The 25,320-nt window shown below is 62.8% G+C and carries 24 protein-coding genes and 1 riboswitch; of the genes, 1 reads left to right on the top strand and 23 read right to left on the bottom strand.

All coding sequences use genetic code 11. From position 1 onward, the window contains the following. Positions 1 to 46: 46 nt before the first annotated feature. From KSW38_RS04605 to hisI, 10 genes are all read right to left on the bottom strand, one after another. On the bottom strand, positions 47 to 1,504 hold the full coding sequence (locus KSW38_RS04605) for a glutamate synthase subunit beta (RefSeq protein ID WP_216923231.1): 1,458 nt from the start codon (positions 1,502 to 1,504) through the stop codon (positions 47 to 49). Then, positions 1,497 to 6,110, bottom strand: a complete 4,614-nt coding sequence (gene gltB / locus KSW38_RS04600) for a glutamate synthase large subunit (protein ID WP_216923229.1) — start codon at positions 6,108 to 6,110, stop codon at positions 1,497 to 1,499. Before gltB ends, KSW38_RS04605 begins: the two co-directional genes overlap by 8 nt. A gap of 260 nt (positions 6,111 to 6,370) precedes the next feature. After that, positions 6,371 to 7,525 (bottom strand): prolipoprotein diacylglyceryl transferase, encoded by a 1,155-nt coding sequence (gene lgt / locus KSW38_RS04595; protein ID WP_216923228.1) that lies wholly within the window; start codon positions 7,523 to 7,525, stop codon positions 6,371 to 6,373. A 23-nt stretch (positions 7,526 to 7,548) separates the two neighbouring features. Next, positions 7,549 to 8,361 carry a tryptophan synthase subunit alpha gene (gene trpA, locus KSW38_RS04590; protein ID WP_216923226.1) on the bottom strand — a complete coding sequence of 271 codons (813 nt, stop codon included), beginning with the start codon at positions 8,359 to 8,361 and terminating at the stop codon, positions 7,549 to 7,551. Next, a complete protein-coding gene (trpB, locus tag KSW38_RS04585; protein ID WP_216923224.1) occupies positions 8,361 to 9,737 on the bottom strand; it encodes a tryptophan synthase subunit beta in 1,377 nt (458 codons plus the stop codon). Before trpB ends, trpA begins: the two co-directional genes overlap by 1 nt. 113 nt (positions 9,738 to 9,850) lie before the next feature. Further along, on the bottom strand, positions 9,851 to 10,669 hold the full coding sequence (trpC, locus tag KSW38_RS04580; RefSeq protein WP_216923222.1) for an indole-3-glycerol phosphate synthase TrpC: 819 nt from the start codon (positions 10,667 to 10,669) through the stop codon (positions 9,851 to 9,853). Between the two features lie 2 nt (positions 10,670 to 10,671). After that, positions 10,672 to 10,944: an HGxxPAAW family protein gene (locus tag KSW38_RS04575; RefSeq protein ID WP_216923214.1), complete on the bottom strand. Its 273-nt coding sequence runs from the start codon at positions 10,942 to 10,944 to the stop codon at positions 10,672 to 10,674. 131 nt (positions 10,945 to 11,075) lie between these two features. Further along, on the bottom strand, positions 11,076 to 11,678 hold the full coding sequence (locus KSW38_RS04570; protein ID WP_216923212.1) for a Trp biosynthesis-associated membrane protein: 603 nt from the start codon (positions 11,676 to 11,678) through the stop codon (positions 11,076 to 11,078). Then, entirely contained in the window at positions 11,675 to 13,258 is a 1,584-nt protein-coding gene (locus tag KSW38_RS04565) for an anthranilate synthase component I (RefSeq protein WP_216923210.1), read from the bottom strand. The genes KSW38_RS04570 and KSW38_RS04565 overlap by 4 nt, the downstream gene beginning before the upstream one ends. Positions 13,259 to 13,315: 57 nt before the next feature. Then, a complete protein-coding gene (hisI, locus tag KSW38_RS04560; RefSeq protein ID WP_216923208.1) occupies positions 13,316 to 13,732 on the bottom strand; it encodes a phosphoribosyl-AMP cyclohydrolase in 417 nt (138 codons plus the stop codon). Between the two features lie 89 nt (positions 13,733 to 13,821). On the opposite strand from hisI, the gene KSW38_RS04555 reads away from it, so the two are divergent. Next, on the top strand, positions 13,822 to 14,466 hold the full coding sequence (locus KSW38_RS04555) for a TIGR03085 family metal-binding protein (protein WP_216923805.1): 645 nt from the start codon (positions 13,822 to 13,824) through the stop codon (positions 14,464 to 14,466). Positions 14,467 to 14,547: 81 nt separating this feature from the next. Here the strand turns inward: KSW38_RS04555 and hisF are convergent, their stop codons facing one another. The 13 genes from hisF to def all read right to left on the bottom strand — a co-directional run bounded on the left by hisF (position 14,548) and on the right by def (position 25,305). Then, positions 14,548 to 15,324: an imidazole glycerol phosphate synthase subunit HisF gene (gene hisF, locus KSW38_RS04550; protein WP_216923206.1), complete on the bottom strand. Its 777-nt coding sequence runs from the start codon at positions 15,322 to 15,324 to the stop codon at positions 14,548 to 14,550. A gap of 66 nt (positions 15,325 to 15,390) precedes the next feature. Then, complete coding sequence (gene hisG / locus KSW38_RS04545; RefSeq protein WP_216923204.1) at positions 15,391 to 16,251, bottom strand: ATP phosphoribosyltransferase; 861 nt, start codon at positions 16,249 to 16,251, stop codon at positions 15,391 to 15,393. Between the two features lie 82 nt (positions 16,252 to 16,333). After that, positions 16,334 to 16,597: a phosphoribosyl-ATP diphosphatase gene (locus tag KSW38_RS04540; protein WP_018778638.1), complete on the bottom strand. Its 264-nt coding sequence runs from the start codon at positions 16,595 to 16,597 to the stop codon at positions 16,334 to 16,336. Between the two features lie 132 nt (positions 16,598 to 16,729). After that, positions 16,730 to 17,215 carry a 6,7-dimethyl-8-ribityllumazine synthase gene (gene ribH, locus KSW38_RS04535; protein WP_216923202.1) on the bottom strand — a complete coding sequence of 162 codons (486 nt, stop codon included), beginning with the start codon at positions 17,213 to 17,215 and terminating at the stop codon, positions 16,730 to 16,732. Between the two features lie 18 nt (positions 17,216 to 17,233). Beyond that, positions 17,234 to 17,938 (bottom strand): GTP cyclohydrolase II, encoded by a 705-nt coding sequence (gene ribA, locus KSW38_RS04530; RefSeq protein ID WP_216923200.1) that lies wholly within the window; start codon positions 17,936 to 17,938, stop codon positions 17,234 to 17,236. Further along, complete coding sequence (ribB, locus tag KSW38_RS04525; RefSeq protein WP_216923198.1) at positions 17,935 to 18,630, bottom strand: 3,4-dihydroxy-2-butanone-4-phosphate synthase; 696 nt, start codon at positions 18,628 to 18,630, stop codon at positions 17,935 to 17,937. Before ribB ends, ribA begins: the two co-directional genes overlap by 4 nt. Further along, positions 18,627 to 19,313 carry a riboflavin synthase gene (locus KSW38_RS04520; protein WP_216923182.1) on the bottom strand — a complete coding sequence of 229 codons (687 nt, stop codon included), beginning with the start codon at positions 19,311 to 19,313 and terminating at the stop codon, positions 18,627 to 18,629. Before KSW38_RS04520 ends, ribB begins: the two co-directional genes overlap by 4 nt. Next, positions 19,313 to 20,404: a bifunctional diaminohydroxyphosphoribosylaminopyrimidine deaminase/5-amino-6-(5-phosphoribosylamino)uracil reductase RibD gene (gene ribD / locus KSW38_RS04515; RefSeq protein ID WP_216923804.1), complete on the bottom strand. Its 1,092-nt coding sequence runs from the start codon at positions 20,402 to 20,404 to the stop codon at positions 19,313 to 19,315. Before ribD ends, KSW38_RS04520 begins: the two co-directional genes overlap by 1 nt. Before the next feature lie 41 nt (positions 20,405 to 20,445). Continuing rightward, on the bottom strand, positions 20,446 to 21,138 hold the full coding sequence (gene pnuC, locus KSW38_RS04510; RefSeq protein ID WP_216923181.1) for a nicotinamide riboside transporter PnuC: 693 nt from the start codon (positions 21,136 to 21,138) through the stop codon (positions 20,446 to 20,448). 86 nt (positions 21,139 to 21,224) lie between these two features. Beyond that, a riboswitch (FMN riboswitch) is annotated at positions 21,225 to 21,378 on the bottom strand. A gap of 77 nt (positions 21,379 to 21,455) precedes the next feature. Continuing rightward, a complete protein-coding gene (gene rpe / locus KSW38_RS04505) occupies positions 21,456 to 22,142 on the bottom strand; it encodes a ribulose-phosphate 3-epimerase (protein ID WP_216923172.1) in 687 nt (228 codons plus the stop codon). A 126-nt stretch (positions 22,143 to 22,268) separates the two neighbouring features. Beyond that, positions 22,269 to 23,819 carry an RsmB/NOP family class I SAM-dependent RNA methyltransferase gene (locus KSW38_RS04500; RefSeq protein ID WP_216923170.1) on the bottom strand — a complete coding sequence of 517 codons (1,551 nt, stop codon included), beginning with the start codon at positions 23,817 to 23,819 and terminating at the stop codon, positions 22,269 to 22,271. Further along, positions 23,816 to 24,736 carry a methionyl-tRNA formyltransferase gene (gene fmt / locus KSW38_RS04495; protein ID WP_216923168.1) on the bottom strand — a complete coding sequence of 307 codons (921 nt, stop codon included), beginning with the start codon at positions 24,734 to 24,736 and terminating at the stop codon, positions 23,816 to 23,818. The genes KSW38_RS04500 and fmt overlap by 4 nt, the downstream gene beginning before the upstream one ends. Then, positions 24,733 to 25,305 (bottom strand): peptide deformylase, encoded by a 573-nt coding sequence (def, locus tag KSW38_RS04490; RefSeq protein ID WP_216923166.1) that lies wholly within the window; start codon positions 25,303 to 25,305, stop codon positions 24,733 to 24,735. Before def ends, fmt begins: the two co-directional genes overlap by 4 nt. Between the last annotated feature and the right edge of the window lie 15 nt (positions 25,306 to 25,320).

Genomic DNA, 25,320 nt, shown 5'->3' with positions numbered 1-25,320 from the left:
CTAAGTAGTGTGCTGCTGATTGAGTTAAAGATCATTCCTACCGGCGCTATAAGACCGCGATTGCCCGATCGGTGGGGGCGACCGGTGCCGGAAGGATTGTGCTTCCCATAAGGAACTTGTCCACTGCCGCCGCGCACGCACGGCCTTCGGCAATGGCCCACACAATCAGGGACTGGCCACGTCCGGCGTCACCGGCAACAAACACACCCTCGGTGTTCGTCATGTAGTAGCCGTCGCGGGCTACGTTGCCCCGACCGTCGAATTCTGCACTGACCTGCTCGGTGATACCGGCCGGTTCAGCACCGGTGAAGCCGAGGCTCAGGAAGACGAGGTCGGCGGGAATGATCCGCTCGGTGCCGGCCTTCGGGAGGCGCTTGCCATCCACGAACTCCGTCTCGGCAACCTTGACCCCGGTGAGCTTGCCATTCTCGCCAACAAATTCCACGGTGGACGCCAGGTACGTGCGTTCGCCACCTTCTTCGTGGGCGCTGGCGACCTCGAAGAGTGTGGGGAACGTCGGCCAGGGCTGGTGGCCTGCGCGCTCGAGAGGCGGCTGCTTGCCGATCGCGAGTGTCGTGACCGAGGCGGCCTGGTGACGGTGCGCTGTACCGATGCAGTCTGCACCGGTATCGCCGCCACCGAGAATGACCACGTGCTTGCCCCGAGCGTCGATGTGGTTTTCGGGGCTCTCCCCCGCCACGACGCGGTTGGAAGGAACGAGGTAGTCCATGGCGAAATGAACGCCTTCGAGGTCACGGCCCGGAATGGGCAGATCGCGCGGAACTGTGGCCCCGGTAGCAATCACCACGGCGTCGTAACGGCGGCGCAGCTGTTCCCAAGTCACGTCCGTACCGACTGCGACGCCGGTGCGGAAGCGGGTACCTTCGGCCTTCATCTGCTCCAGGCGGCGGTCAACCTGGTCCTTCTCCATCTTGAAGTCGGGAATGCCGTAGCGGAGCAGGCCGCCGATCTTGTCGTCGCGTTCGTACACGGCAACTGTGTGACCAACGCGCGTCAGCTGCTGGGCAACTGCGAGACCTGCAGGACCGGAGCCCACCACGGCGACCGTCTTGCCTGTGAGGCGCGTCGGCGGAAGGGGGTGGACCCAGTCGTTGTCGAAGGCTTCATCGATGATGGAAACCTCAACCTGCTTGATGGTCACAGCAGGCTGGTTGATGCCAAGCACGCAGGACGCTTCGCAGGGTGCCGGGCACAGACGGCCGGTGAACTCCGGGAAGTTGTTCGTGGCGTGGAGGCGCTCAATCGCTTCCTCGCCCTTGTCCCGCCACACGAGGTCGTTCCATTCAGGAATGAGGTTGCCCAGCGGGCAGCCCTGGTGGCAGAACGGCACGCCACAGTCCATGCAGCGGCCGGCCTGGCTCTTCAGGACGCCCTTTTCCTGGGCTTCGTACACTTCCTTCCAGTCCATGATGCGGACAGGAACGGGACGGCGTGGCTGCGTCTCGCGCTGCCGGACTTTCAGAAATCCGCGTGGATCAGCCACCGGTTACCTCCAGGATTCGAGACCATACTTCTTCGCCGTCGGGGTCAAGGCCCTCTTCGATGGCGTCGAGACGGGTTTGCAGGACTGCAGCGTAGTCGCGTGGCAGTACTTTGGTGATGCGGGCGGCGGTGTCGTCGAAGTTCTCGAGCAAACGGCCGGCCAGGACGGATTCGGTTTCCTCGGCGTGCTTGGTGAGCAGGCCATGGACGATGTCGCGGTCCTCGGCGTCCAGCTCCAGGAGCTGAAGTTCGCCGGAGTCCAGTGCATCCTTGTTGACGCGCTCATGCTGCAGGTCCAGCACGTAAGCGGTGCCACCGGACATGCCGGCACCGAAGTTGCGTCCGGTACGGCCAATGATCAGTGTTTGGCCACCGGTCATGTACTCGCATCCGTGATCGCCAATACCTTCGACGACGGCTGTCGCACCCGAGTTACGCACCAGGAAGCGTTCACCAACCTGGCCACGGAGGAACATCTCGCCGCTCGTTGCACCGTAACCGATGACGTTGCCGGCGATGACGTTGCGCTCGGCCTGGAACACATTGGTACGGTCCGGGCGGACAATGATGCGTCCGCCGGAGAGGCCCTTGCCAACGTAGTCGTTGGAGTCTCCGTACATGCGCAGCGTGATGCCGGCAGGCAGGAAGGCGCCAAGTGACTGGCCGGCGGTGCCGTTGAGCGTGATGTCGATCGTGTCCGTCGCGAGCACGTCGGTGCCGAACGTCTTGGTCACCACATGGCCGAGCATCGTGCCCACGGAACGGTCCGTGTTGATGACGTCCAGGGTGATCTTGACGGGCATGCGGTCGCTGAGCGCTTCGGCGGCCATGGTGATGAGCCGCTGGTCGAAGTGCTTGTCCAGCTCGTGGTTCTGGGTGGTCATGTTGCGCAGCGGCACGTCGTCGTCAAACTCAAGGCCGTGCAGGATCGGATCCAGGTCCAGGCCCTCTGCCTTCCAGTGGTCGATCGCTTCGCGGGTGTCCAATACCTCGGCGTGGCCGATCGCCTCTTCGAGGCTGCGGAACCCGAGCTCTGCCAGGATTTCGCGGACTTCTTCTGCGAGGAACTCGAAGAAGTTGACCACGAACTCCGGCTTGCCGTTGAACCGCGAACGCAGTTCCGGGTTCTGGGTGGCAACACCAACGGGGCAGGTGTCCAGGTGGCAAACACGCATCATGATGCAGCCGGAGACAACCAGCGGAGCCGTTGCGAAACCGTACTCTTCGCCACCCAGCAGGGCTGCAATGACCACGTCACGGCCGGTCTTGAGCTGGCCGTCCACCTGAACCACCACGCGGTCGCGGAGTCCGTTGAGCATGAGCGTTTGCTGGGTCTCGGCCAGGCCAAGTTCCCACGGCACGCCTGCGTGCTTCAGCGAGTTCAGCGGCGAGGCGCCGGTACCGCCGTCGTGACCTGAAACAAGCACGACGTCGGCCTTCGCCTTGGTCACGCCGGAGGCCACGGTGCCGATCCCGACTTCCGAAACCAGCTTCACATGTACACGGGCCGAAGGGTTGGCACGCTTGGCATCGTAGATGAGCTGCGCGAGGTCTTCGATCGAGTAGATGTCGTGGTGCGGGGGCGGGGAAATGAGTCCGACGCCGGGCGTGGAGTGGCGCGTCCGGGCTACCCATGGGTAGACCTTCTGGGCCATCAGCTGGCCACCCTCGCCGGGCTTGGCGCCCTGGGCCATCTTGATCTGGATGTCGTCAGCGTTGGTCAGGTAGAGGCTGGTGACACCGAAGCGGCCGGAAGCGATCTGCTTGATGGCAGAGCGGCGCTCCGGATCCAGCAGGCGGTCAACGTCTTCGCCACCTTCACCCGTGTTGGACTTTGCGCCCAGACGGTTCATGGCGATGGCGAGGGTCTCGTGGGCTTCCTTGGAGATGGAGCCGTAGCTCATCGCGCCGGTAGAGAAACGCTTGACGATGCTGGAGACGGGCTCCACTTCCTCAAGCGGCACGGCCGGACGGACGTCGCTCTTGAACTTCAGCAACCCACGCAGGGTCATCAGGTTCTCGGACTGGTCGTCAACGCCCTTGGTGTAGGCCTTGAAGATGTCATAGCGACGCTCACGGGTAGCGTGCTGCAGGCGGAACACCGTCTCCGGGTTGAAGAGGTGCGGTTCACCGTCACGGCGCCACTGGTACTCGCCGCCACCCAGGAGCGGACGGTGCGGGTGCTCGATGCCGCCCTCGGGGTACGCCATCTGGTGCCGTGCCGAAACTTCCGCCGCAATAACGTCCAGGCCCACGCCACCCAGTTGGGAGTGCGTACCCGAGAAGAATTCGTCAACGAGTTCCTGCGAAAGGCCCAGTGCCTCGAAAGTCTGGGCGCCGGTGTAGGAAGCAACAGTGGAGATGCCCATCTTGGACATGATCTTCAGGACACCCTTACCGAGGCCCTTGATGAGGTTATAAACGCCGTCTTCCGGAGTCACGCCCTCAACGTCGCCGTTGGAGATCAGCTGCTCCACCGACTCCATGGCGAGGTAGGGGTTCACTGCCGATGCGCCATAGCCAATGAGCACGGCGACATGGTGCGTCTCGCGGACGTCGCCAGCCTCAACCACGAGTGCCGTCTTAGTGCGGTTGGCACTGCGGAGCAAGTGGTGGTGGACAGCGCTGACCAGCAGCAGCGACGGAATGGGTGCCCATTGCGCGTTCGAGTCACGGTCGGAGAGCACAACATACTGCACGCCACGGTTGATCGCGCCGGAAACCTGCTCGCAGATCTCGGTCAGGCGGGCACGCAGTGCCGCTTCCCCACCCTCCGGGCGGTAAAGGCCGCGTACCTTCATGGCGATGCGGTCGCCGTCGGCGTTTTCGATATTCGAGATCTTGGCGAGTTGATCGTTGTTGATCACGGGGAACGGCAGGGAGATCTGCGGCTGGCGGACCTGCTTGCCATCCAAGAGGTTGCCGTTGGGTCCGATGGCGCACTTTAGCGACGTCACCAGCTCTTCGCGGATGGCGTCCAGCGGGGGGTTGGTGACCTGGGCGAAGGACTGCACGAAGTAGTCGAACAGCAGGCGCGGACGCTTGGACAGCACGGCGACCGGAGTATCGGAACCCATGGCGCCCAAGGGCTCTGCGCCCGTACGGGACATGGGGCCGAGCAGGATCTTCAGTTCTTCAGTGGTGTAACCGAAGGTCCGCTGGCGGATGTTCACCGATGCAGCGGTGTGGCGTACGTGCTCACGCTCGGGGAGCTCGTTGATGTCGATCAGGTTGTCCTTGAGCCATTCGGCCCACGGGTTGGCTGCTGCGACCTCGGCCTTGACCTCGGCGTCGTCGATGATGCGGCCGGCTTCGGTGTCCACCAGGAACATCTTGCCCGGGGCAACGCGACCCTTCTTGACCACATTGGAAGGCTCGACCTCGATGACGCCCACTTCCGAGGCAAAGACGATCAAGCCGTCTTCAGTGATCCAGTAGCGTCCCGGGCGCAGGCCATTGCGGTCAAGCGTTGCGCCAACGAGGTTGCCGTCAGTGAAGGAGACGGCGGCGGGACCATCCCACGGCTCCATGAGCAGCGAGTGGTACTCGTAGAAGGCGCGGCGTGCCGGATCCATGGTGGCGTGGTTCTCCCACGCCTCGGGGATCATCATCATGATCGAGTGCGTGATCGGCCGACCGGAGAGCCAGAGGAGCTCGGCTACTTCATCGAAGGAGGCAGAGTCCGAGGCACCCGGGGTGCAGATCGGGTAGAGCTCTTCAGGGGTGTCGCCAAGCAACGGGCTGGCCAACTGCGACTGGCGTGCACGCATCCAGTTGCGGTTGCCCTTGACCGTGTTGATTTCGCCGTTGTGGGCGATGGTGCGGAACGGCTGCGCCAAGGGCCACGACGGAAAAGTGTTCGTGGAAAAGCGTGAGTGGACAATGGCCAGCTTCGTCTTGAAGCGCTTGTCCGAAAGGTCCGGGTAGAACGGCTCCAACTGGGCCGTCGTCAGCATGCCCTTGTACACAATGGTGCGCGAGGAGAGCGACGGGAAGTAAACGCCGTACTTGTTCTGGGCGCGCTTCCGGATCCGCCATGCGCGGGAGTCAAGTTCGTTGCGCTCAAGCTGCTCGCCGGTAGCGGATGCAAAGAAGGGCTGCGAGAAGTACGGCATACATGCCCGTGCCATGGCACCGACGAGGTCTGCGACCACGGGCACTTCGCGCCAGCCAAGGACCGTGAGGCCCTCGTCCGCTGCCAGTGCCTCGATCCCGGCCTTGGCCGTAGCTGCTTCGCGCGATTCAGCAGGAAGGAAGGCGGTGCCCACTACGTACTGACCCGGAGCGGGCAATTCGAATTCGGTGACGGCCCGGAAGAACTCGTCCGGAACCTGCATCAGCAGGCCCGCACCGTCGCCAGTACCTTCATCGGCGCCCACGGCGCCGCGGTGTTCGAGATTGCGGAGGGCAGTCAGAGCCGCTTCCACGATGTCGTATCCCGGTTCCCCGCGGAGCGTGGCAATAATTGCCAGGCCGCAGGCGTCCTTCTCCTTGTCCGGGTTGTAAAGACCCCGGGCCTCCGGAAGCGCAGCAAAGCGCTTGAATGGAGACATGGCACCCTGCGGTTCGATATTTTCGGACCAACCGGGGTTATGAAGATGGGTCATGGGAGACGTCCTTCCTCGTGATCGTGCGTATGGAAGGGACAACGTTGGCCCCACCTTGCATGCCCTTGTGATGGGCACAACAAAGCGCTAGTTATTGGAATTGTAGGCCAGCCAATCAAGCGCAACTAACAGTTACGCAGACCGCTGGCCCCGGCTTGACCAGTGAACATCGGTATGCTGCGATCCGGTTTCCGGGGTGCCACGACGCTGTGGACTGGGCCCTACGAGCGGTGACTCTGTTGCCCCTTTGCCGGAAGCGACTACTTGGTGTCGTCAGCTTCCAGCGAGGATCCGGGGGCCTTCCTTGCGGCAGTCGCAGCAGATTCCGACTCCGCCTTGGACGGTGTGTCCTTTGCGGAATCTCCTGCAGCTTCCTGCGGCTCGTCAACGTGGCCCGGATCGCTTTGGTTATCTGGGAGATTACCACGGGAACCACTATCTGAGACAGATGGGTCCACATCATGACTGGTGACGCTCGTCACGGATGCCTCATCTTTGGCCGGCGTCGCTTCAGGTTCCCGGCCCGGCAAATAAGGGGTGTCCGGCTGTGGCCGCCCTCCCCTGCCGAGAACAACGAAGATAACCAGCGCCGCAACAAAGACGAAGATGCTGGTCCATACATTCAGCCTGGTGGTGATCCCGAAAAGGCTGATTTGCTCGGCATCGTCAATCCTGAGGGCTTCGATCCACACGCGGCCAAGCGTGTAATACATCGCGTAGAGCCAGAACAGGCGCCCGCGGCGGAAGCGGAACTTCCGGTCCAGTAGAAGAAGTATGGCAACGCCCAAGATGTTCCACAGGAATTCATACAGGAACGTCGGGTGGAAGAGCGTGTCCGCGGGCATGCCCGCTGGGAAGTTGGCGTTGGCAGGGTCAATCTGGAGTCCCCACGGCAACGTGGTGGGGGCGCCGAACAGTTCCTGGTTGAACCAGTTGCCCCAACGGCCGATCGCCTGGGCAAGCAACAAACCGGGAGCCGCGGCATCCAGGAACGCCGTGAGCTTGACGCCTGCACGACGACAACCTATCCAGGCGCCCACGGCACCCAGCAGCACGGCCCCCCAGATGCCGAGGCCGCCTCTCTGTATCTGCGGAATCAGGGAGAGGTCACCTGTGCCGTCGAACCCAGGGCCAAAGTACGCATCCGGAGACGAAAACACGTGGTACAGGCGGCCCCCGATGATGCCGAAAGGAATCGCCCAGATGGCGATATCCCACAGGCTCCCCTCGGGGGCTCCACGGCGCTTCCATCGGACAGACGTCAGCCAAAGGCCGATGATGATGCCCGCCAGGATGCAGAGGGCGTAAGCGTGGATACGCAGCGTCCCCCACGGCAGCGGAATGTCGAAACCGGACCACGATGGGCTCGGGATGCTCAGTGGAACCATTGCCGCTGCGTGGAGGACGGTCTGCATTGGGCTTCGCTGTTTCCTTTTTCCTAGGCGTCTGCAGCTGCGCGGCCCAAGCCGGCGCTGAGGTTCTTGGTGAGTTGGCCGACGGCGTCAACGCCGCCGTCGCGGAGGGCCGCCACGAGAGCGGTGCCGACGATCACGCCGTCCGCGTACTCAGCTATCTCGCGGACATGATCCGGGTTGGAAACACCAAGGCCAACGCAAACCCGTTCAGCACCTGCAGCGTGGGCACGTGCCACGACGTCTTCGGCTGTGCTGCTGACGGACTGGCGTGTACCGGTCACGCCCATGATGGAGACGGCATACACGAAGCCCCGGCTGGCCTTGACAGTCATATCCAGGCGTTCGGGCGTTGACGACGGAGCCACCAGGAAGACCCTGTCCAGTCCGTACTTGTCCGAAGCCTCGAACCACTCACTGGCTTCATCCGGGATGAGGTCCGGGGTAATAAGGCCTGCTCCGCCGGATTCAGCGAGGCGGCGGGAGAACTCATCCACGCCCATGCGCATGACGGGGTTCCAATAGGTCATGACCAACACGGCGGCGTCAGTAGCGGCAGTGATCCCTGCAACGACGTCGAAGACATTGGCCACCCGGAAACCGTTGTTGATCGCTTCCGTAGTAGCAGCCTGGATGACAGGTCCGTCCATCACGGGATCGGAGTAGGGAATACCGATCTCGATGAGGTCCGCACCGTTCCGTGCCAGGGCAATGCCTGCATCGATGCTGTCCTGGACCGTGGGGTAGCCCGCCGGGAGGTATCCGACAAGCGCTGCCCGGCCCTCGGCCTTGGCGCGGTCGATGGCGGCAGCGGATTTGCTTGCGAATTGTTCAGTCATCAGTTCTGGTCCTCGTTTACGTCCACGGCTGCTTCGGAGGTGCGCTCTGCAGGACCTTTGGGCTTACGGGTGGACAGCGTGGTGCCCTTGACGTGACCTTCTTCGTCCAACATGTTGAACCAAGCGGCTGCCGTTTCCACATCCTTGTCCCCGCGACCCGACAGGTTCACGATCACGGAGATCTCCGACGGATCCTCTTTGCCCTCGGTGAGGCGCTTGCCCACCTTGATGGCACCGGCAAGGGCGTGTGCGGACTCGATTGCGGGGATGATGCCCTCGGTCCGGCACAGGAGGCTGAAGGCGTCCATCGCTTCAGTGTCAGTGATGGGCTCGTACGTCACGCGTCCGATGTCCGCCAGGTACGAGTGCTCGGGTCCCACGCTGGGGTAGTCCAGTCCCGCGGAGATCGAGTGGGATTCGATGGTCTGGCCGTCTTCGTCCTGCATCAGGTAGGAACGGGCACCATGCAGCACACCGGGACGTCCCAAGGAGATTGCTGCAGCGTGACGCCCGGTCTCAACGCCGTCGCCGCCGGCTTCAAAGCCGTAGATCTTCACGGAAGCGTCGTCCAGGAAGCTGTGGAACAGGCCGATGGCATTGGATCCACCACCAATGCATGCACAGATGGCGTCGGGCAGCTTCCCGGTCTGGTCCAGGATCTGGGCACGGGCTTCCTCGCCAATCACTTCGTGGAAGAAGCGGACCATGGCAGGGAACGGGTGTGCTCCGGCAGCCGTACCCAGCAGGTAGTGGGTGGTCTCCACGTTGGAAACCCAATCCCGGAGGGCGTCGTTGATGGCGTCCTTGAGTGTCTGCGAACCGTTGGTGACGGGAACAACAGTGGCGCCGAGCAGTTGCATGCGGGCAACGTTCAAAGCCTGGCGGCGGCAGTCCTCGGCACCCATGTAGACCACGCAATCGAGGCCCAGAAGCGCTGCTGCGGTGGCACTGGCAACGCCGTGCTGGCCTGCGCCGGTTTCCGCAATAACCCGGGTCTTGCCCATGCGCTTGGCCAGGAGCGCTTGCCCCAGGACGTTGTTGATCTTGTGGGAACCCGTGTGGTTGAGGTCTTCACGCTTGAGGAATATCCTCGCGCCGCCAGCATGCTTGGAGAAGCGCTTGGCCTCTGTCAGCAGCGACGGACGTCCGGAGTAGTTCTTGTTGAGGTCCTTCAACTCCGCGAGGAAATCGGGATCGGCCTTGGCTTTCTCGAACGTGTCCTGGACTTCGTCGAGTGCGGCGATAAGTGACTCAGGCATCCAACGGCCACCGTAATTACCGAAGTACGGCCCGCTTGCGTTGCGCAGCGAATGGCCACCTTGCAGGAATGCGTCGGCCGCATTCTCTTCCGAGCTGGCTGTTGGCGCGTCCACCATCAGTCTCACCGTCCTGTTCCAGTTAGTTCATCGGGTAGTTCCACGTGCCACAAGGCAGCCGCAGGCACATGCCAGGGCTGCCTCATGGCTGTCGCCTTGCTTCAGGTACTGCCTCAGTTCCTGACGGCGATGGCGGCAGCTCCAGCTGCCTTGAATTCGGTGATGCGTTCGCGCGGGGTTGAGTCGCTAACCAGCGCCTCCCCCACCAAAATGGCGTTGGCGCCGCTCGCGGCATAATGCGTGACGTCCTCAGCCGTCCGCACGCCTGACTCCGCAACAACCACTGCCTCAGCCGGAATCAAACCGGCCAGTGAACCGAAAACTGAGCGGTCGACGTCGAGCGTCTTCAGGTTACGGACGTTGACACCGATGATCTTGGCTTGCGCTGCAACAGCGCGCTCAATCTCCTCTTCGGTGTGCGTCTCCACCAGCACGTTCATGCCAAGCTCCTGGCTGAGTGCGCTGAAGTCAGCCAGCTCCGAGTCAGACAAGGCCGCAACGATCAGCAGAATGAGATCCGCACCATGGGCGCGGGCTTCCCAGATCTGGTACTCGTCCACCGTGAAGTCCTTGCGCAGCAAGGGAATATCGACGGCGGCACGTACGGCATCGAGATCTGCCAGCGATCCGCCGAAACGTCGTTTTTCGGTAAGGACGCTGATGACCGAAGCTCCGCCGTCTGCGTACTGCACCGCGAGGGACGCGGGATCGTCGATAGGTGCGAGGTCGCCCTTGGAGGGGCTACGACGCTTGATTTCAGCGATGACCTTGAGATCGTCACGATTCGAGGAGGGACCACCCAAGGCGGCCCAAGCGTCGCGCGCGGGCGCTGCGCCTGCAACGCGGTCCTTCAGCTCAACGAAGGACACAAGCCGACGGCGGGCCTCCATGTCCTCCTTGACACCGACGATGATGTCGTCAAGAACGGTCACGATTAGTGGCCGTTGTTCTGCAGCTTGCTGCCACCCACTCCATAGCCGGCCTTACGCATGGCCCAACCTACGATGAGGCCGGCCACCATGACCACAACGCCACCGATGAAGATGGGGGTGCTGGCGATGACGAAAGCAATGGAGGAAATCAGGGCGCCGACCAGCATCACAATCACGCAGGTCCAGGCAGCCGGGCTGTTACCGTGGCCGATGGCATCAGCGTGGCTGGCCATGGTGGAGGTAGCTTGGTTTGCGGACACTGTGGTTTTGCTCATGTGGAATCTCCTCAGGATGAATACTGCTTACATTCTGCCATTTATTGACGGCGGCCGGGACATCGTCCGACGTCAGGACCGGCGCCGGCACTTATGTTGCGCCAGACCGGCCCGAAAGATTGCTGGACGGCCTAGGTTGGGTCTTCACCCCGGGAAAGACTGTCCCAACTGTCGATCTCGTCCACTGGTCCGCTACCGCGTTCCTTGACGGCAGCGGCGTCGTACTTGGTCCGGGTTTTCCAATGCCGTCCCGCCAGCGGCAAGACCACCGCACAGACGGCGAGCAGGGCACCGGCCACGATTGCCAGGACAGGGAAGACCGTTGTGGCCACGCTCGCCTGACCTCCCGAGATGCCAGTTGCCGCAGCGATGGAACCCTGGGCTGCGCCGAGAGGATCGGACAGGACCGTGGCGGCTGCCAGGATTATCCCGGCAGCGGACAGGCCCAGGAGGCCCGCGATGATCCAGCGGGCGATCCGTCCTGCGATGGAAGCCGCCAACCCGCCGGCAAGCGCTACAAGTGCCAGTGCAGTAACTGCCGTGGCTGCCTTGCTGCCCTGAACGTGGAGGTCGCTGTTGGAGGCAGCCGTGGGATCAAGACGGACCTCGATCCAGGTCTGGGTGGTGGTTCCAAAGACGGCGAGTGCCAGGAGCGCCGTGGCCAGAACAAGGGTTGACTTCCGTGCCCAGCGCGGCGATGTGGTCGCCGTGGGTCCCGGTGCTTCAGCGGTCATGAGGCGGGAGTCCCGCCGTCGAGGATTCCTGCATCCGGCACCGTCTCGGCGGAAATGTTCTGCAGTGAACCGGCCGTGTGCACGGCCCGAAGCGGCGCGGCGGCTTTGTTCACAGTTTCAAGTGCTTCCGACGGCTTGTGTGAGTCAGCAACAATCCCGCCTCCGGCCTGCACGTAGGCACGGCCTTCCCGCAGCAACGCAGAACGGATGGCAATCGCCATGTCCATGTCACCGGCAAAGTCCAAGTAGCCCACGACGCCACCGTAGATACCACGGCGGTGGGGTTCGAGTTCGTCCAGGAGACGCAAGGCCCGAGGTTTCGGGGCACCGGAAAGGGTACCCGCGGGGAACGTTGCCTTGAGGACGTCGTAGGCTTTGGCATGCGGAGCCAATTCTCCCACCACGGTGGACACCAAGTGCATGATGTGGCTGAACCGCTCCACCTCCATGAACTGGGTGACGTCAACCGTGCCGGCCACGCACACCTTGGAGAGGTCGTTGCGTGAAAGGTCAACCAGCATGAGGTGCTCGGCCCGTTCCTTCTGGTCGGCCAACAGTTCCGTGGCCAGGGCTTTGTCAGCTTCAACAGTCTTGCCACGGGGACGCGATCCGGCGATGGGGTGCGTAATGACTTCCCCACCCGTTACCGTCACCAGCGCTTCCGGCGAGGAACCCACGATCGAGTACTCGCGACCGTCCGCATCTTCGAGGCTGAAGATGTACATGTACGGGCTCGGGTTGGTGTTGCGCAGCACGCGGTAAACGTCCAGGGGGTCTGCCTTGCACTCCATTTCGAAGCGGCGCGAAATAACTACCTGGAAGACCTCGCCATCGACGATCGCCTCCTTGCCGCGATCGATGGCTTCCAGGTACTTGGCCTCGTCCCAGCGCTCCTGCACGCTCGACGCAAAATCCAGTGCGGCCGGCTCCAGCACCGAGACCGGCTGGGCAACAGGTGTACTGACCTGGTCCAGCAGCGCTTTAACCCGCGCCACGGCGTCGTGCCAGGCGTCATCCACACGCTCCGAACTGTTGTCGAAGTTGATCGCGTTGGCAATCAGGAGGACAGTACCGTCCACATTGTCGTGCACTGCCATGTCGGTGACCAGGTTCAGTGCCATCTCAGGCAATTGGAGGTCGTCTTCCGGCGGTGCCGTCAGCTTTTCCCAATGGCGCACGGCTTCCCAGCCCAGGAAACCGACGAGGCCGGAAGTAAAGGGCGGCAGCCCTTCAAAACGATCTGTTTGCAGGGCTGCGATGGTGTCACGGACTGCTTCCACCGGATTGCCAGCCACTGGCACGCCGACTGGTGGCTCACCGATCCAGTGTGCCTGGCCATCCTTGGTGGTCAGCGTGGCGCGGGACTTGGCACCAATGAAGGAATAGCGCGACCAGGCCCCGCCAACGGCTGCCGACTCAAGGAGGAACGTTCCGGGCTGGCCCTTGGCGAGCTTACGGTACAGGCCGATGGGGGTCTCGGCGTCGGCCAGGACTTTGAGTCGGACAGGGATGACACGGCTGTGGACGGCGAGTTCGCGGAACTCTTCCAGGCCCGGGCTGATGATTCCAAGGTCCTGCATGGCTATTGTTCTCCGCCTTTGGTCTTAGGTGGTGCGTCAGGGAAACTAGGGGATGCCTTAATCGCGGTGGCCCGTTACGACCGAAAGGTCGCGCCCGTCGAAGCAGGTCCGGGTACCGGTGTGGCAGGCTGCGCCGATCTGGTCCACACGGACCAGGAGGGCATCGCCGTCGCAGTCAAGGGCGACTGACTTCACGAACTGTACGTGCCCGGAAGTGTCGCCCTTACGCCAGTATTCCTGGCGGGAGCGCGAGTAGAAGGTCACTCGTCCCGTGGTCATGGTGCGGCGGAGTGCCTCGTCATCCATCCAGCCCAGCATGAGGACCTCGTGGGTATCGTGCTGCTGGATGATGGCGGCTACAAGGCCTGCGGAGTCGCGTTTAAGGGCACTGGCGATCTCCTGCGGCAGGGTGTCCGCGGGGTCGCTGGAGAGCTCCACGGCGGGAGATGGACTGGGGGCGGACTGCTCTGACATCAGATCAAGTCTAGTGCCTTTGATGGGAGCCGTATTCTGCGGCGGTTCCACTGCGCAACCTTGCCCTGATCGTGCTAGTTTCACAAGTGATGCATTTCGTCGATCCTTCCCGAGAAGTACTGGCCGAAACCCTGCTGGCGGCCGGACCTGACTCCCCCACGCTCTGCCAAGGGTGGCTCACCCGGGATCTTGCGGCGCACCTTTACCTGCGCGAGCGTAAAGCGGCCGTGGGCATTGGCCTCCTGATCCCCAGCCTCGGCAAGGCTTCGGACAAAGCGACGGCCAAACTTGCCGCCAAGCTCAAGACCACTGACGACTACGCGGAACTCGTCAAAACGTTCCGCGCAGGTCCCCCAGCCCTTTCCCCTTTGAAGATCAAGGCGCTGGACGAAACGTCGAATCTCATCGAATATTTCGTCCACACCGAGGACATTCGCCGCGCAGGCGACCGTTGGGCGCCCCGGGCCCTTGACGAAGCGTACTCGGATGCATTGTGGGATGAACTGATCAAGCGGGCGGCTTTCCTTTACCGCGGCGTGGACCTCGGCATCGTTCTGGTGCGGCCTTCGGGTCCCCGGCACGTGGCCAAACGCGCTCCAGTGTCGGTAGCGATTGTCGGCGAGCCCGGCGAGCTGCTGATGCATGCCCATGGGCGCACAAGCCAAGCCCTCGTCACCTTCGAAGGCCAGCCGGACGCCGTCGCGCTTCTGCAAACTGCCGACATCGGACTTTAAACCAGCCAACACGGGGTCACTTACGGCCCATCATCCTTGCGGTGATGGGCTCTAAGTGACCCCGCGTTGCTTTTGGCGGAGCTACCGGACTTCGAAGCCAGCCTCGCGAATAGCCGCTTTGACTTGGGCGATCATGTCATCCGGACCGAAGTGGAACACCGAAGCTGCCAGCACGGCATCGGCTCCGGCTTCCACGGCTGGAGGGAAATGTGCGGGCTTTCCGGCACCACCGGAGGCAATGATCGGAATATTGACGGCCCCACGGACAAGGCGGATCAGTTCAAGGTCGAATCCGTCCTTGGTGCCGTCAGCGTCGATCGAATTCAGCAGGATTTCTCCCACACCCCGGTCCGCGGCTTCCTTGGCCCAGGCGATGGCGTCGATTCCCGTCCCGGTCCTGCCACCGTGGGTGGTGACTTCAAAACCGGACGACGTCGGGGCGTCGCCTTCGCGGGTTCGGCGTGCATCCACGGAGAGCACCAGGACCTGGGAGCCGAAATGGCGCGTGATTTCATCGATGACCTCAGGCCGGGCCACAGCGGCGGTGTTGATCGATGCCTTGTCAGCGCCGAAGCGCAGGAGCTTATCGACCTCCGCTACGCCCCGGACGCCGCCACCCACGGTCAGAGGGATAAAGACTTCCTCGGCCGTGCGGCGAACAACATCGAACGTGGTTTCACGGTTGCCCGATGATGCTGTGACATCCAGGAACGTCAGTTCATCGGCACCGCCATTGTCGTAGCGGTGGGCAAGTTCCACTGGGTCTCCGGCGTCCCTTAGTCCCTCGAAGTTGACGCCTTTGACCACGCGGCCGGCATCGACGTCCAGGCAGGGAATAACGCGTACGGCTACAGCCATCTGCTGCTCCTTAATTCTGCTGTGCGCTGCTCACGAATTCTGCGGTTCGCTGCTCAGGCGATCCGGTCAGATACGGCAAGCGTGGATGCTGCTGACCAGGATGGCGCGGGCGCCAAGATCGTACAGCTCATCCATGATGCGGTTGGTTTCCTTCTTGGGGACCATGGAACGCACGGCCACCCATTCCGAATCCCGCAGCGGGGAAACAGTGGGTGATTCAAGTCCGGGGGTGAGCGCCGCAGCGTCCTCCACCAGGTCCTTGCGGATGTCGTAATCCATCAGCACGTACTGCCGCGCCACAAGGACGCCCTGCAGGCGACGGATGAGGACGTCGATTTCCTTGGCCGTGCCATTCGCGGCACCACCGGGACCAGTGCGCTTGATCAGCACGGCCTCGGACTTAAGAATGGGATCGCCGAAGATCTCCATTCCGGCTGCCTTGAGGGTGTTGCCCGTCTCGACGACATCGGCGATGGCGTCCGCGACGCCGAGTCGCACTGATGACTCGACGGCGCCGTCCAGCCGGACCACCTTGGCGTTCACGCCCCGATCCGCGAGGTAATCGCGCAGGAGCCCGTCGTAGCTGGTGGCGAGGCGCTTGCCTTCGAGCTGTTCGACGCCGGTGAAGTCACCTACGGGGCCGGCGAAACGGAAGGTAGAAGGGGCAAAGCCCAAGGGAAGCAGTTCTTCGGCTTCCACCTTTGCGTCCAGCAGGAGGTCGCGTCCGGTGATTCCGACGTCCAGGGTTCCCTGGCCCACATACACCGCGATGTCGCGGGGGCGCAGGAAGAAGAACTCAATGTCATTGTCGGGATCGACCATGACCAGTTCGCGGGTGTCGCGGCGCTGGCGGTAGCCGGCCTCGGACAACATTGCAGAGGCGGCTTCTGACAGGGATCCCTTGTTGGGGACTGCTACACGGAGCATGGGGAGACTTTCTGTTTGGAATGGAGGTTTTCAGGCACTTCGGCCACGCAGCTGGCTCCTTATTGAAGACGGAGTGGCGTGGCTAGAGATGCTTGTAAACGTCTTCCAGGCTGAGGCCCTTGGCGAGCATGAGGACCTGCAGGTGGTACAGCAACTGGGAGATTTCCTCAGCAGCGGCTTCATCGGATTCGTACTCGGCGGCCATCCAGACTTCGGCGGCCTCTTCGACCACTTTCTTACCGATGCCATGGATTCCGGAGTCCAGTTCGGCAACCGTACGCGAGCCTGCCGGGCGGGTCGCTGCTTTCTCACTCAGTTCTGCGAACAGCGTCTCGAAATTCTTCACGCCCTACAGACTACTTGCTTAGGGGCTGGCACCGCTTGTTGGGGCGTTGCATGACGAAGGGGATGTGAGTGAAGACACACCCACATCCCCTTCAACGCCTGCTGACCCAGTGTCAGCTGTACCGCTTCAGCGTCAGCTGTACTGCTTCAGCGTCACTGCCGTGGCAAGGGCCGCGGTGACTGCCTCGTGCCCCTTGTCTTCGTTGGAACCCGGGAGGCCTGCGCGGTCCAAGCCCTGCTGCTCCGTATCGCAGGTCAGGACGCCGAACCCGACCGGAACGCCGGTGCGGACGCTGACATCGGTGAGTCCCGACGTCGCGGCCTGGCATACGTAGTCGAAGTGCGGCGTTCCGCCGCGGATAACAACACCGAGGGCCACGACGGCGTCGAAGTGCGGTGCGAGGCGGGCCGCGGCAACCGGGAGTTCGAAGCTGCCAGGGACGCGCAGCAGGGTGGGCTCGGCGATGCCGGCTTCCTTGGCCGCGCGGAGTGCACCATCAACCAGTCCATCCATGATCTGGGTATGCCAGCTCGCTGCCACAATGGCGAGCTTGAGCTGCGAGGTTTCCTCGGGCTTAAGGGTGGTGAGGTCGATAGTGGGTGCGCCGTGTCCGCTCATTGTTTGCTGGGATTCCGTTCAGTCTTGTTCGTTGTCAAAGGGGCTTCGGGATGGGGTCTTTCCGTTGCCGACGGGCTCGGTTTCGAGCGTCAGACGGTGATCCATCCGGTCTTTCTTGGTCTGCAGGTAGCGAAGGTTCTGTTCACGCGAAGGAACCTCGGTGGGAACCATTTCCACCACCGAGACGCCGGCCTGGGCCAGGCGGTTCTGCTTGTCCGGATTGTTGCTGAGCAGCCGAACCTCATGCAGGCCCATCTCGGCCAGAATCTGACCCGCGGCACTGTAGGAGCGTGCGTCTACCGGCAAGCCAAGCTGTTCGTTGGCCTCAACCGTGTCGAAACCGGCTTCCTGCAGCGCGTAAGCCTTGATTTTGTTGGCCAAGCCAATGCCGCGCCCTTCCTGGCCCCGCAAGTACAGGAGCGTCCCACCTTCAGCGTGGATGAGCTCCAGGGCAAAGGCCAATTGCTCGCCGCAATCGCAACGATAGGATCCGAAGACGTCGCCGGTAAGGCATTCGGAATGCAGGCGAACCAGTGGTGCCTGGCCATCCTTGGGCGGGTTGGGGGAACTGACGGCAAGATGTTCCACGCCCGTGACGTGATCCGTCCAAGCCTGGGCTACAAAGTCCCCAAAGGCGGTGGGCAGCTGGACAATCGGGCCGCCGCTCACCGGGTGGGGTGTGGGCTCGGTGTCGTCGCTGCTGCGCGTTGTCGATGCGGTCATCGCTTCTCCTCGTCTGCGACTGAAACGTGTGCCGTCTGGGACTCTACCGCGTCAACGTATGCCACCAGATCCTCAATGGAGATAAGGGGGCATCCGTGTTCCGCGGCGAAATCGCGCAGGCTGTCCAAGCGCATCATTTCACCATCGTCATGTACCAACTCAGCGATCACACCCACCGGAGCAAGTCCGGCAAGCCGACACAGATCCACGGCTGCTTCCGTGTGTCCCGGGCGTTCACGCACTCCTCCCTTAACCGCCCGCAGCGGGAAAATATGCCCGGGGCGGGTGATCGAGGACGGAGTGCTCTGCGGATCGGCGAGGATCCGGGCCGTCAATGCGCGGTCCGTGGCCGAAATACCAGTGCTCACTCCGATGGCGGCATCGCAGGAAACAGTGTAGGCAGTGCCTTTGGCGTCCTCATTGACTGCCACCATGGGCGGAAGCGCCAGGGCATCCGCGCGTTCCGCTTCAAGCGGAACGCATATGACGCCCGATGAATACCGGATGGTCCACCCCATGAGGGCGGGAGTGGCATGTTCGGCAGCGAAAATGATGTCGCCTTCGTTCTCGCGGTCTTCGTTGTCCACAACGATGACCGCCTGGCCGGCAGCCATCGCCGCGATTGCAGCTTCCACGGGATCCAGGCCTGTACGACCCGTCGCCGTCGAGACCGTCTTGGTTGGGGTGCTCATCGCGCAGCCTCCTGGTTTCCGGACGTTTCGTCGCTGGCCTTTTCCACGCTGGCGCGGTGCGCCGGGGAGCCCTGCGGAGCGAAGGACAGGAGCCTCTCGGTGTACTTGGCAAGTACATCCACTTCCAGGTTCACCCGTGCACCAACAGGCTTCGCCCCCAGGCCTGTCTCCTCCAGAGTCGTAGGGATGAGGCCTACTTCGAACCAGGGCGACGCTTCAGTTGCGGCGCTCACGGCCGTCACGGTCAGTGAAACACCGTCGACGGCGATCGACCCCTTCTCGGCGATGTAGCGTGCAAGCGGCCCAGGGACGCCAAACCGCAAACGGTCCCAGTTGCCCAGCGGCTCACGTTCCAGCAGCTCACCCACGCCGTCAACATGTCCTTGGACCACGTGGCCGTCGAGGCGCCCACCAGCAGGGACGCACCGCTCAAGGTTTACGGTATCGCCCTCGGCCAATTCGCCGATGGTGGTTCGGACCAGGGTCTCCCCCATGACGTCGACGCTGAAATCCTGGCCGTCAATCCGGGTTGCGGTGAGGCAGACTCCATTGACTGCGATGGAGCCTCCCAAGGCTAGGCCCTCGGTGCTGGTCGGGGCTTTCAGCCGCAACGTCGCGCTGGCATCGCCGTCGCGGGCAATACCCAGGACGGTGCCCTGTTCGGCAACGATTCCGGTAAACATCAGTGTCCTCCTGTGACGTATTCCGCAGCTTCACTGCGCGGAATGGAATTCTTGGTTGTGCTGGCCGCTGGTGTAGTGGCCGCTGATCGCATTGACCGCAAGTGCAGCCGAAGGTCGTTGCCGAGGTTCTGTACAGCCCCGCCACCAGCCTCGTCCCAGGCCCAGTGTTGGGCATCGGCCAACGTGGTAATGCCGAGGTCGTTCAGCGCAGGCGTTCCGGATCCTAAAAGGGTCGGAGCTAGATAGACAATCAGTTCGTCCACCAATCCAGCAGCAAGGAACGTACTGAGGATGCTGGAGCCGCCTTCCACCATGACGTGCCTGACGCCTTGGTGGAACAGTTGGCTGAGCGCTTCCGCCGGATCCCTGGTTTTGAGGTGAACAAAAAGGCCGTCGGTTCCGCGTACCGCCGCATCTTCGGGAACATCCCTCAAACCCATGACGGCGCGGAGTGGCTGGCGCTCAGCCAGGCTGCCGTCGGATGCCCGGGCCGTCAGACGGGGGTCGTCGATAAGTACCGTGCCAGTGCCCACCAGGATGGCATCGATGAGGCCACGCAATCCGTGATTGTCCGCGAGGGACTCGGGACTGGAGATCCACTGGCTGGTACCGTCCACTGCAGCGATGCGGCTGTCCAGCGTCTGGGCGATGTGCAAGGTCACGAACGGACGTTTGGTTGCGACGGCGTCGAACCATTCTCTGTTGAGATTAAGCGCTTGGTCGGCGGCGAGCCCGGATTCGACGTCGACTCCCGCTGCTTGCAGGGTACGGGCGCCGCCCGCTGCGGGATCGTGGGGATCATCGACGGCGTAAATCACCTTGGAGATCCCGGCCTCAATGATGGCCTGTGCGCAGGGACCGGTGCGGCCCACGTGGTTGCAGGGCTCCAGGGTGACCACCATAGTGGTTCCTGCGAGATCCACGCCCTGACGGCGTGCCTCAAGAATGGCATCTGCCTCGGCGTGGGCTGTGCCGGCTCCCCGATGGTAGCCAACGGCGAGCTGTTCTCCACCGGGACTGAGTACAACGGCGCCCACCAACGGGTTGGCTCCACGCGGCCCGCCCAACGCCGCTGCAAGGGCCACATCCATAGCCGCAGTCTCGGCGGCATTGAAGAATTTGGGGTTCAGGGTCACGGAGCGACTCCTACAACAGCCGGAGCAGGGCTGGCCGAGGCACGTTCGCGCTTCTCTGCGCGCCACCACACGAAGAAACCGGTCAACGTAAAGAAGCCATAGAAGAGGTACATGACGGCACTGGCATAGTATCCGGCGCTGAAGAGCAATGGGACGCCAACAATGTCAACGGCTACCCAGATGAGCCAGAACTCCGTCCATCCCCGGGCCATACCGTAGGTCGCCAGCAGGGAACCTGTGAATGTCCAAGCATCAGCCCATACGGGCGGGTAGGAACCCAGCGCGTCGAAGAGAGGTGTCAGGGCGGCCGTTCCAGCCACCATTGCCGCAAGGAGGGCGATGCGGACTTTGTTACTGGCCCAGCCCGGGACGATTGCGCGTCCCTGGGTGCTGCCCTGGCGGCCTTGCTGCCAGCGGAACCAACCGTAGACGGCGACGGCTATGAACATGATCTGCCGTGCGGCCTGTCCCCATAGGGTTGCGGGGGCGGCTGCGCCGAAAACGTTGCCAAGGAAGACCGTGAGCAGGAGGATATTCCCCACGATGCCGACAGGCCACGCCCAGACTTTGCGGCGCATTCCGCCGAGGGCGCTGGCGAGCCCAAAGATGTTGCCAAGCACTTCGCGTAAAACAAGCGCAGATCCTCCAACGGGAATCTGTGCTTCGAAGAGCCATCGCAGAAAGTCCATGCCGTTCCTTCCCAGTAAGCCGCGATGGCTCCGGGGGTGTACGACAGCGCACTGCGCGGATCCCTAAGGACGCACACAGCATGACTGTACGTGCTTCTCCCATCCAGACTTTAACTGTCGGTACCGGAATTCCACCGGTTCAACCGTTTGCCAGCGGTTTCCAATTATTTGGATCCCAAGGCGCGCGGGTCGCGGACTATAACCGCCGGTTCGGACTTACACCGACCCCGGAGCACGTATGTGTGTTGCTATTCTGCCACAACTGCGGAAATGCCTGAGCTATTCCCCGCAATCTTCGTAACATCTGATGACGGTCGTCACGGTTTGGCCGAGCCGTCCGCCATTGCGGCCTTGGACCCGGCCGCACGGAGCCGATCGATTGCCGCGGCAGGGTCTTCATCCCCGTACACAGCTGAGCCTGCCACGAAGACATTCGCGCCGGCTTCAGCTGCGCGAAGGATGGTTTCCTCAGTGATCCCGCCATCCACCTGAATGGCCACGCCGATTCCGGATCCGTCAATGGCTGCGCGGGCGCGGCGGATCTTGGGCAAGGTGATGTCCAGGAAGGACTGGCCCCCAAAGCCCGGCTCAACGGTCATGATCAGGAGCATGTCCAGTTCGCTGAGCATGTCCAAATACGGCTCAATCGGAGTGGCGGGCCGCAATGCCATACCCGCTTTTGAACCGCGGGCCCGCAGTTCACGGGCAAGCTTGACAGGCGCCATGGCAGCCTCGACATGAAACGTCACCGACGCGAGGCCTGCGTCCGCATAGGCAGGTGCCCACCGGTCAGCGTCTGAAATCATCAAGTGTGCGTCCAAGGGAACCGGGCTGACAGCTTGGATCCGCTGCACCACCGGCAAGCCAAGCGTCAGGTTGGGAACGAAGTGGTTGTCCATGACATCCACGTGCACGGCATCGGCATTGCCGATGCGCCGCAGCTCCGCCTCAAGGTTGACGAAGTCTGCGGACAGGATGCTCGGGTTGATACAGCACTGAGACAAGGCAGCCCCTTTGGGTCAGTTGTTTATCGATTGTGGTCAAACGAGGTGGCGGCGGGCTAGGACTTTTGCGGAGCCAGGACTTTTTGGGACCCGGGAATTTTGGCGGAGCCAGGACTTTTTGTGGATCTAGGACTTTTTGCGGATGAGCGCCATGAACATGGCATCCGTGTGGTGCACGTGCGGCCAAAGCTGGGCCGTAAGCTCGTGCCCGGCCCCCAGGCCTCCGGTGAGGCTGACAGCGTCCAGCGCCTGACCGGCGTCGAGCATCTCAAGGTCATCACGCTTTCCCATGACGTCACCCACAACGGCCGTGGTTTCCGCCGGGTGCGGTGAGCACGTCACGTATGCCACCACGCCACCGGGCTTGACGGCATCGATGGCGGACGTCAGCAGTTCACGCTGCAGCGGACCGAGGTCCGCGATGTCCTTAGGTGCCCGGCGCCACCGCGATTCGGGACGCCTGCGCAAGGCACCAAGACCACTGCAGGGGACGTCCACCAATACACGGTCAAAGGATTCGGGCTGTTCGCCGCCAAGCTCCCGTCCATCACCGGTCCGCACCGTCCAGGATTCGCCAGGCACCGCAGACAGCGCCTGCTGGACCAGCTTGGCGCGGTGCGGGGCGGGCTCGTTGGCCACCAAGGTGGCACCATCGCGGTGAGCCAACGCGGCAAGCAACGCAGCTTTACCTCCCGGACCTGCGCACAAGTCCAGCCAGCGCTCTCCGTCCCGGGCAGGGGCGCCGAGATCGACGCTTGCAACGGCGCGGGCTACGAGTTGGGAGCCAACATCCTGAACGCGGGTGGTGCCCTTCCGGACGGACTCGAGCCGGCCAAGGTCGCCACCGGCCGACAGCGCGGAGTCCTCTACCAGCTCTCCGGCTGTAGCCCCGTTCTCGAAAGCTTCATCAAGGTTCCCCAGCCCTGGCAGAGCCACCAGATTAACCACAGGCGCGGCGTTGTCTGCCTCCAGCAGGGCGTCAATCTCGGTTTTGGATCTCCCATGGTTCACCAGCGACTGGCGCAGTGCGCGGACGATCCATTCCGGGTGGGCGTGACGCAGCGCAGCAATCCTGGTCTCGTCAGTCTCCTGCTCCAGCAGGATGTCCAGCCACTCAACCATGGTGTGCGCGGTGACTTTGCGCAGGACGGCGTTGATGAGCGCCGACGGCCCAGCGCCGATGACCGCGCGGGCGAGGCCCACGGTTTGGTCCAGCGCAGCATGGGCCGGAACGCGCATGGAAAGCAGCTGATGTGCGCCGATGCGTAGGGCATCAAGGATCGCCGGATCGAGTTGCTCGAGGGGCCTGTCCACGCAGCGGGCCAGGATGGCATCGTAAGTGCCCTGTCCTCGCAAAGCACCGTAGCTCAGCTCGGTTGCAAAACCGGCGTCGCGGCGGTCCAGCCGGTGTTCCCGGATTCTGGCGGGCAGGACAAGATTCGCGTACGCGTCTTCCGATGCGACTGCACGGAGGACTTCGTAAGCTACCAAGCGTGCAGGATCAGCACGCCGCGTGCGTTGGGATGGAGCGTTGTTGGAGTAGCCCCTCTGGGGGCCCCTGTTTCGTTCCCTGCCCTGGGCATTGCGCTTGCTGTCGCTGCGGCCTCCACGATTGGCGTGTCCGCCACCGTCCCGGCTCCCGCTGTTGTTGGGGCCTCGCCGGCCGGACTCGCTCATTGAAATACCACTTTCTCAGGTGCAGCCAAGCCGCGGGCCCAGTCGGCCGGCGACATCATCTTTTTGCCGGCGGGTTGAATCCGCCCCAATTCCACTGCATGGGAACCGGTGCCTACCAGCACTGATTTTCCATCCACGCGGATGGCTCCGGGAGCAATGTCCTTGACGTCGGGCCGGAGCCCCACGGGTTCAAGCTTGATCCTTTGACCCTCCAGCGTTGTCCAGGCGCCGGGCTCGGGCGTAACGCCACGCGCCCTTCGATTCAGGGCAAGGGCCGGCTGCTGCCAGTCCAACCGTCCGTCCTCGAGCGACAGCTTAGGGGCCAAGGAAACCTCGCCGGTCTGCGGCTGCGGTGCCGCCTGACCGGCGTCGACGGCGGAAAGCGTCTGGCTGAGCAGGACGGCGCCGCTCAGTGAGAGACGCTCCAGAAGATCGCCAGCAGTGTCATCCGGCCGCACGGTTTCGGTTAGCGTTCCAAAAACCGGGCCGGTATCCAGCCCTTCTTCCAGCTGGAAGGTAGCCGCCCCAGTGACGTCGTCACCTGCGATGATGGAGCGCTGCACGGGCGCAGCGCCACGCCATGCGGGCAGAAGCGAGAAGTGGAGATTGACCCAGCCATGCCGCGGAACGCCCAGGGCAGCGCGAGGCACGATCCCTCCATAAGCAACGATGGCGGCTACATCTGGAGCAATTTCAGCAATTCGAGCCGTAGTGTCAGCATCCACCTTGGCAGCGCGAATGACCTCGATACCAAGTTCTTCTGCTCGGGCGGCAACCGGTGAGGGTGTGAGGACACGTTTGCGTCCCAACGGTGCGTCCGGGCGGGTCAGGACTGCAACGACGTCGAACCCGGCCTTCACCAAGGCGTCCAAGGATGGGACGGCGACTGCCGGAGTTCCTGCAAAGAGGACCCTCACTCGGGAGCCCCGAAACTGCCGCCACCAAAGCTGGAACCAACAGAGCTTGCCCGCTTGGATGTGGTCTGCTCAGTCACAGCGTGGTAGTTGGCGTTTCGGATGGCACGCAGCGCGGCTTTTCGGTCTTCGCCCTCAAGCCTGTCTGTATAGAGGACGCCGTCCAGGTGATCATTCTCGTGCTGGAAGCAACGTGCCAACATACCTTCGGCCTCAACCTCCACAGGATTGCCATTGAGATCCACACCCGTGGCGCGCGTTGCGCGGCGACGGCGCACGGGGAAACCAAGGCCGGGTATGGAGAGGCAGCCCTCAACTTCGTCCGGTTGGAAGTCTTCACTGTTTTCCAGGACCGGGTTAATGATGTGTCCCTCTTCACCACCAATGCGATAGGTGAAGACGCGCTTACTGACGCCCACCTGGGGAGCGGCAAGGCCAGCTCCTTCCACGTCCTCCATGGTTTCCATCATGTCTGCTACCAGCTTGGCGAGCTCCGGACCGAATTCAGTGACGGGATCGGCTACGGTGCGCAACACCGGATCCCCAATGATTCGGATACTCAAAATTGCCATCTGCTGTCAGTCCTC

Origin of the sequence: Paenarthrobacter aromaticivorans, assembly GCF_019038615.1 — a bacterium.
GTDB lineage: Bacteria > Actinomycetota > Actinomycetes > Actinomycetales > Micrococcaceae > Arthrobacter > Arthrobacter aromaticivorans.
The sequence above is the reverse complement of the archived record's forward strand: the minus strand, read 5'-3'. Positions and strand labels throughout refer to the sequence as shown.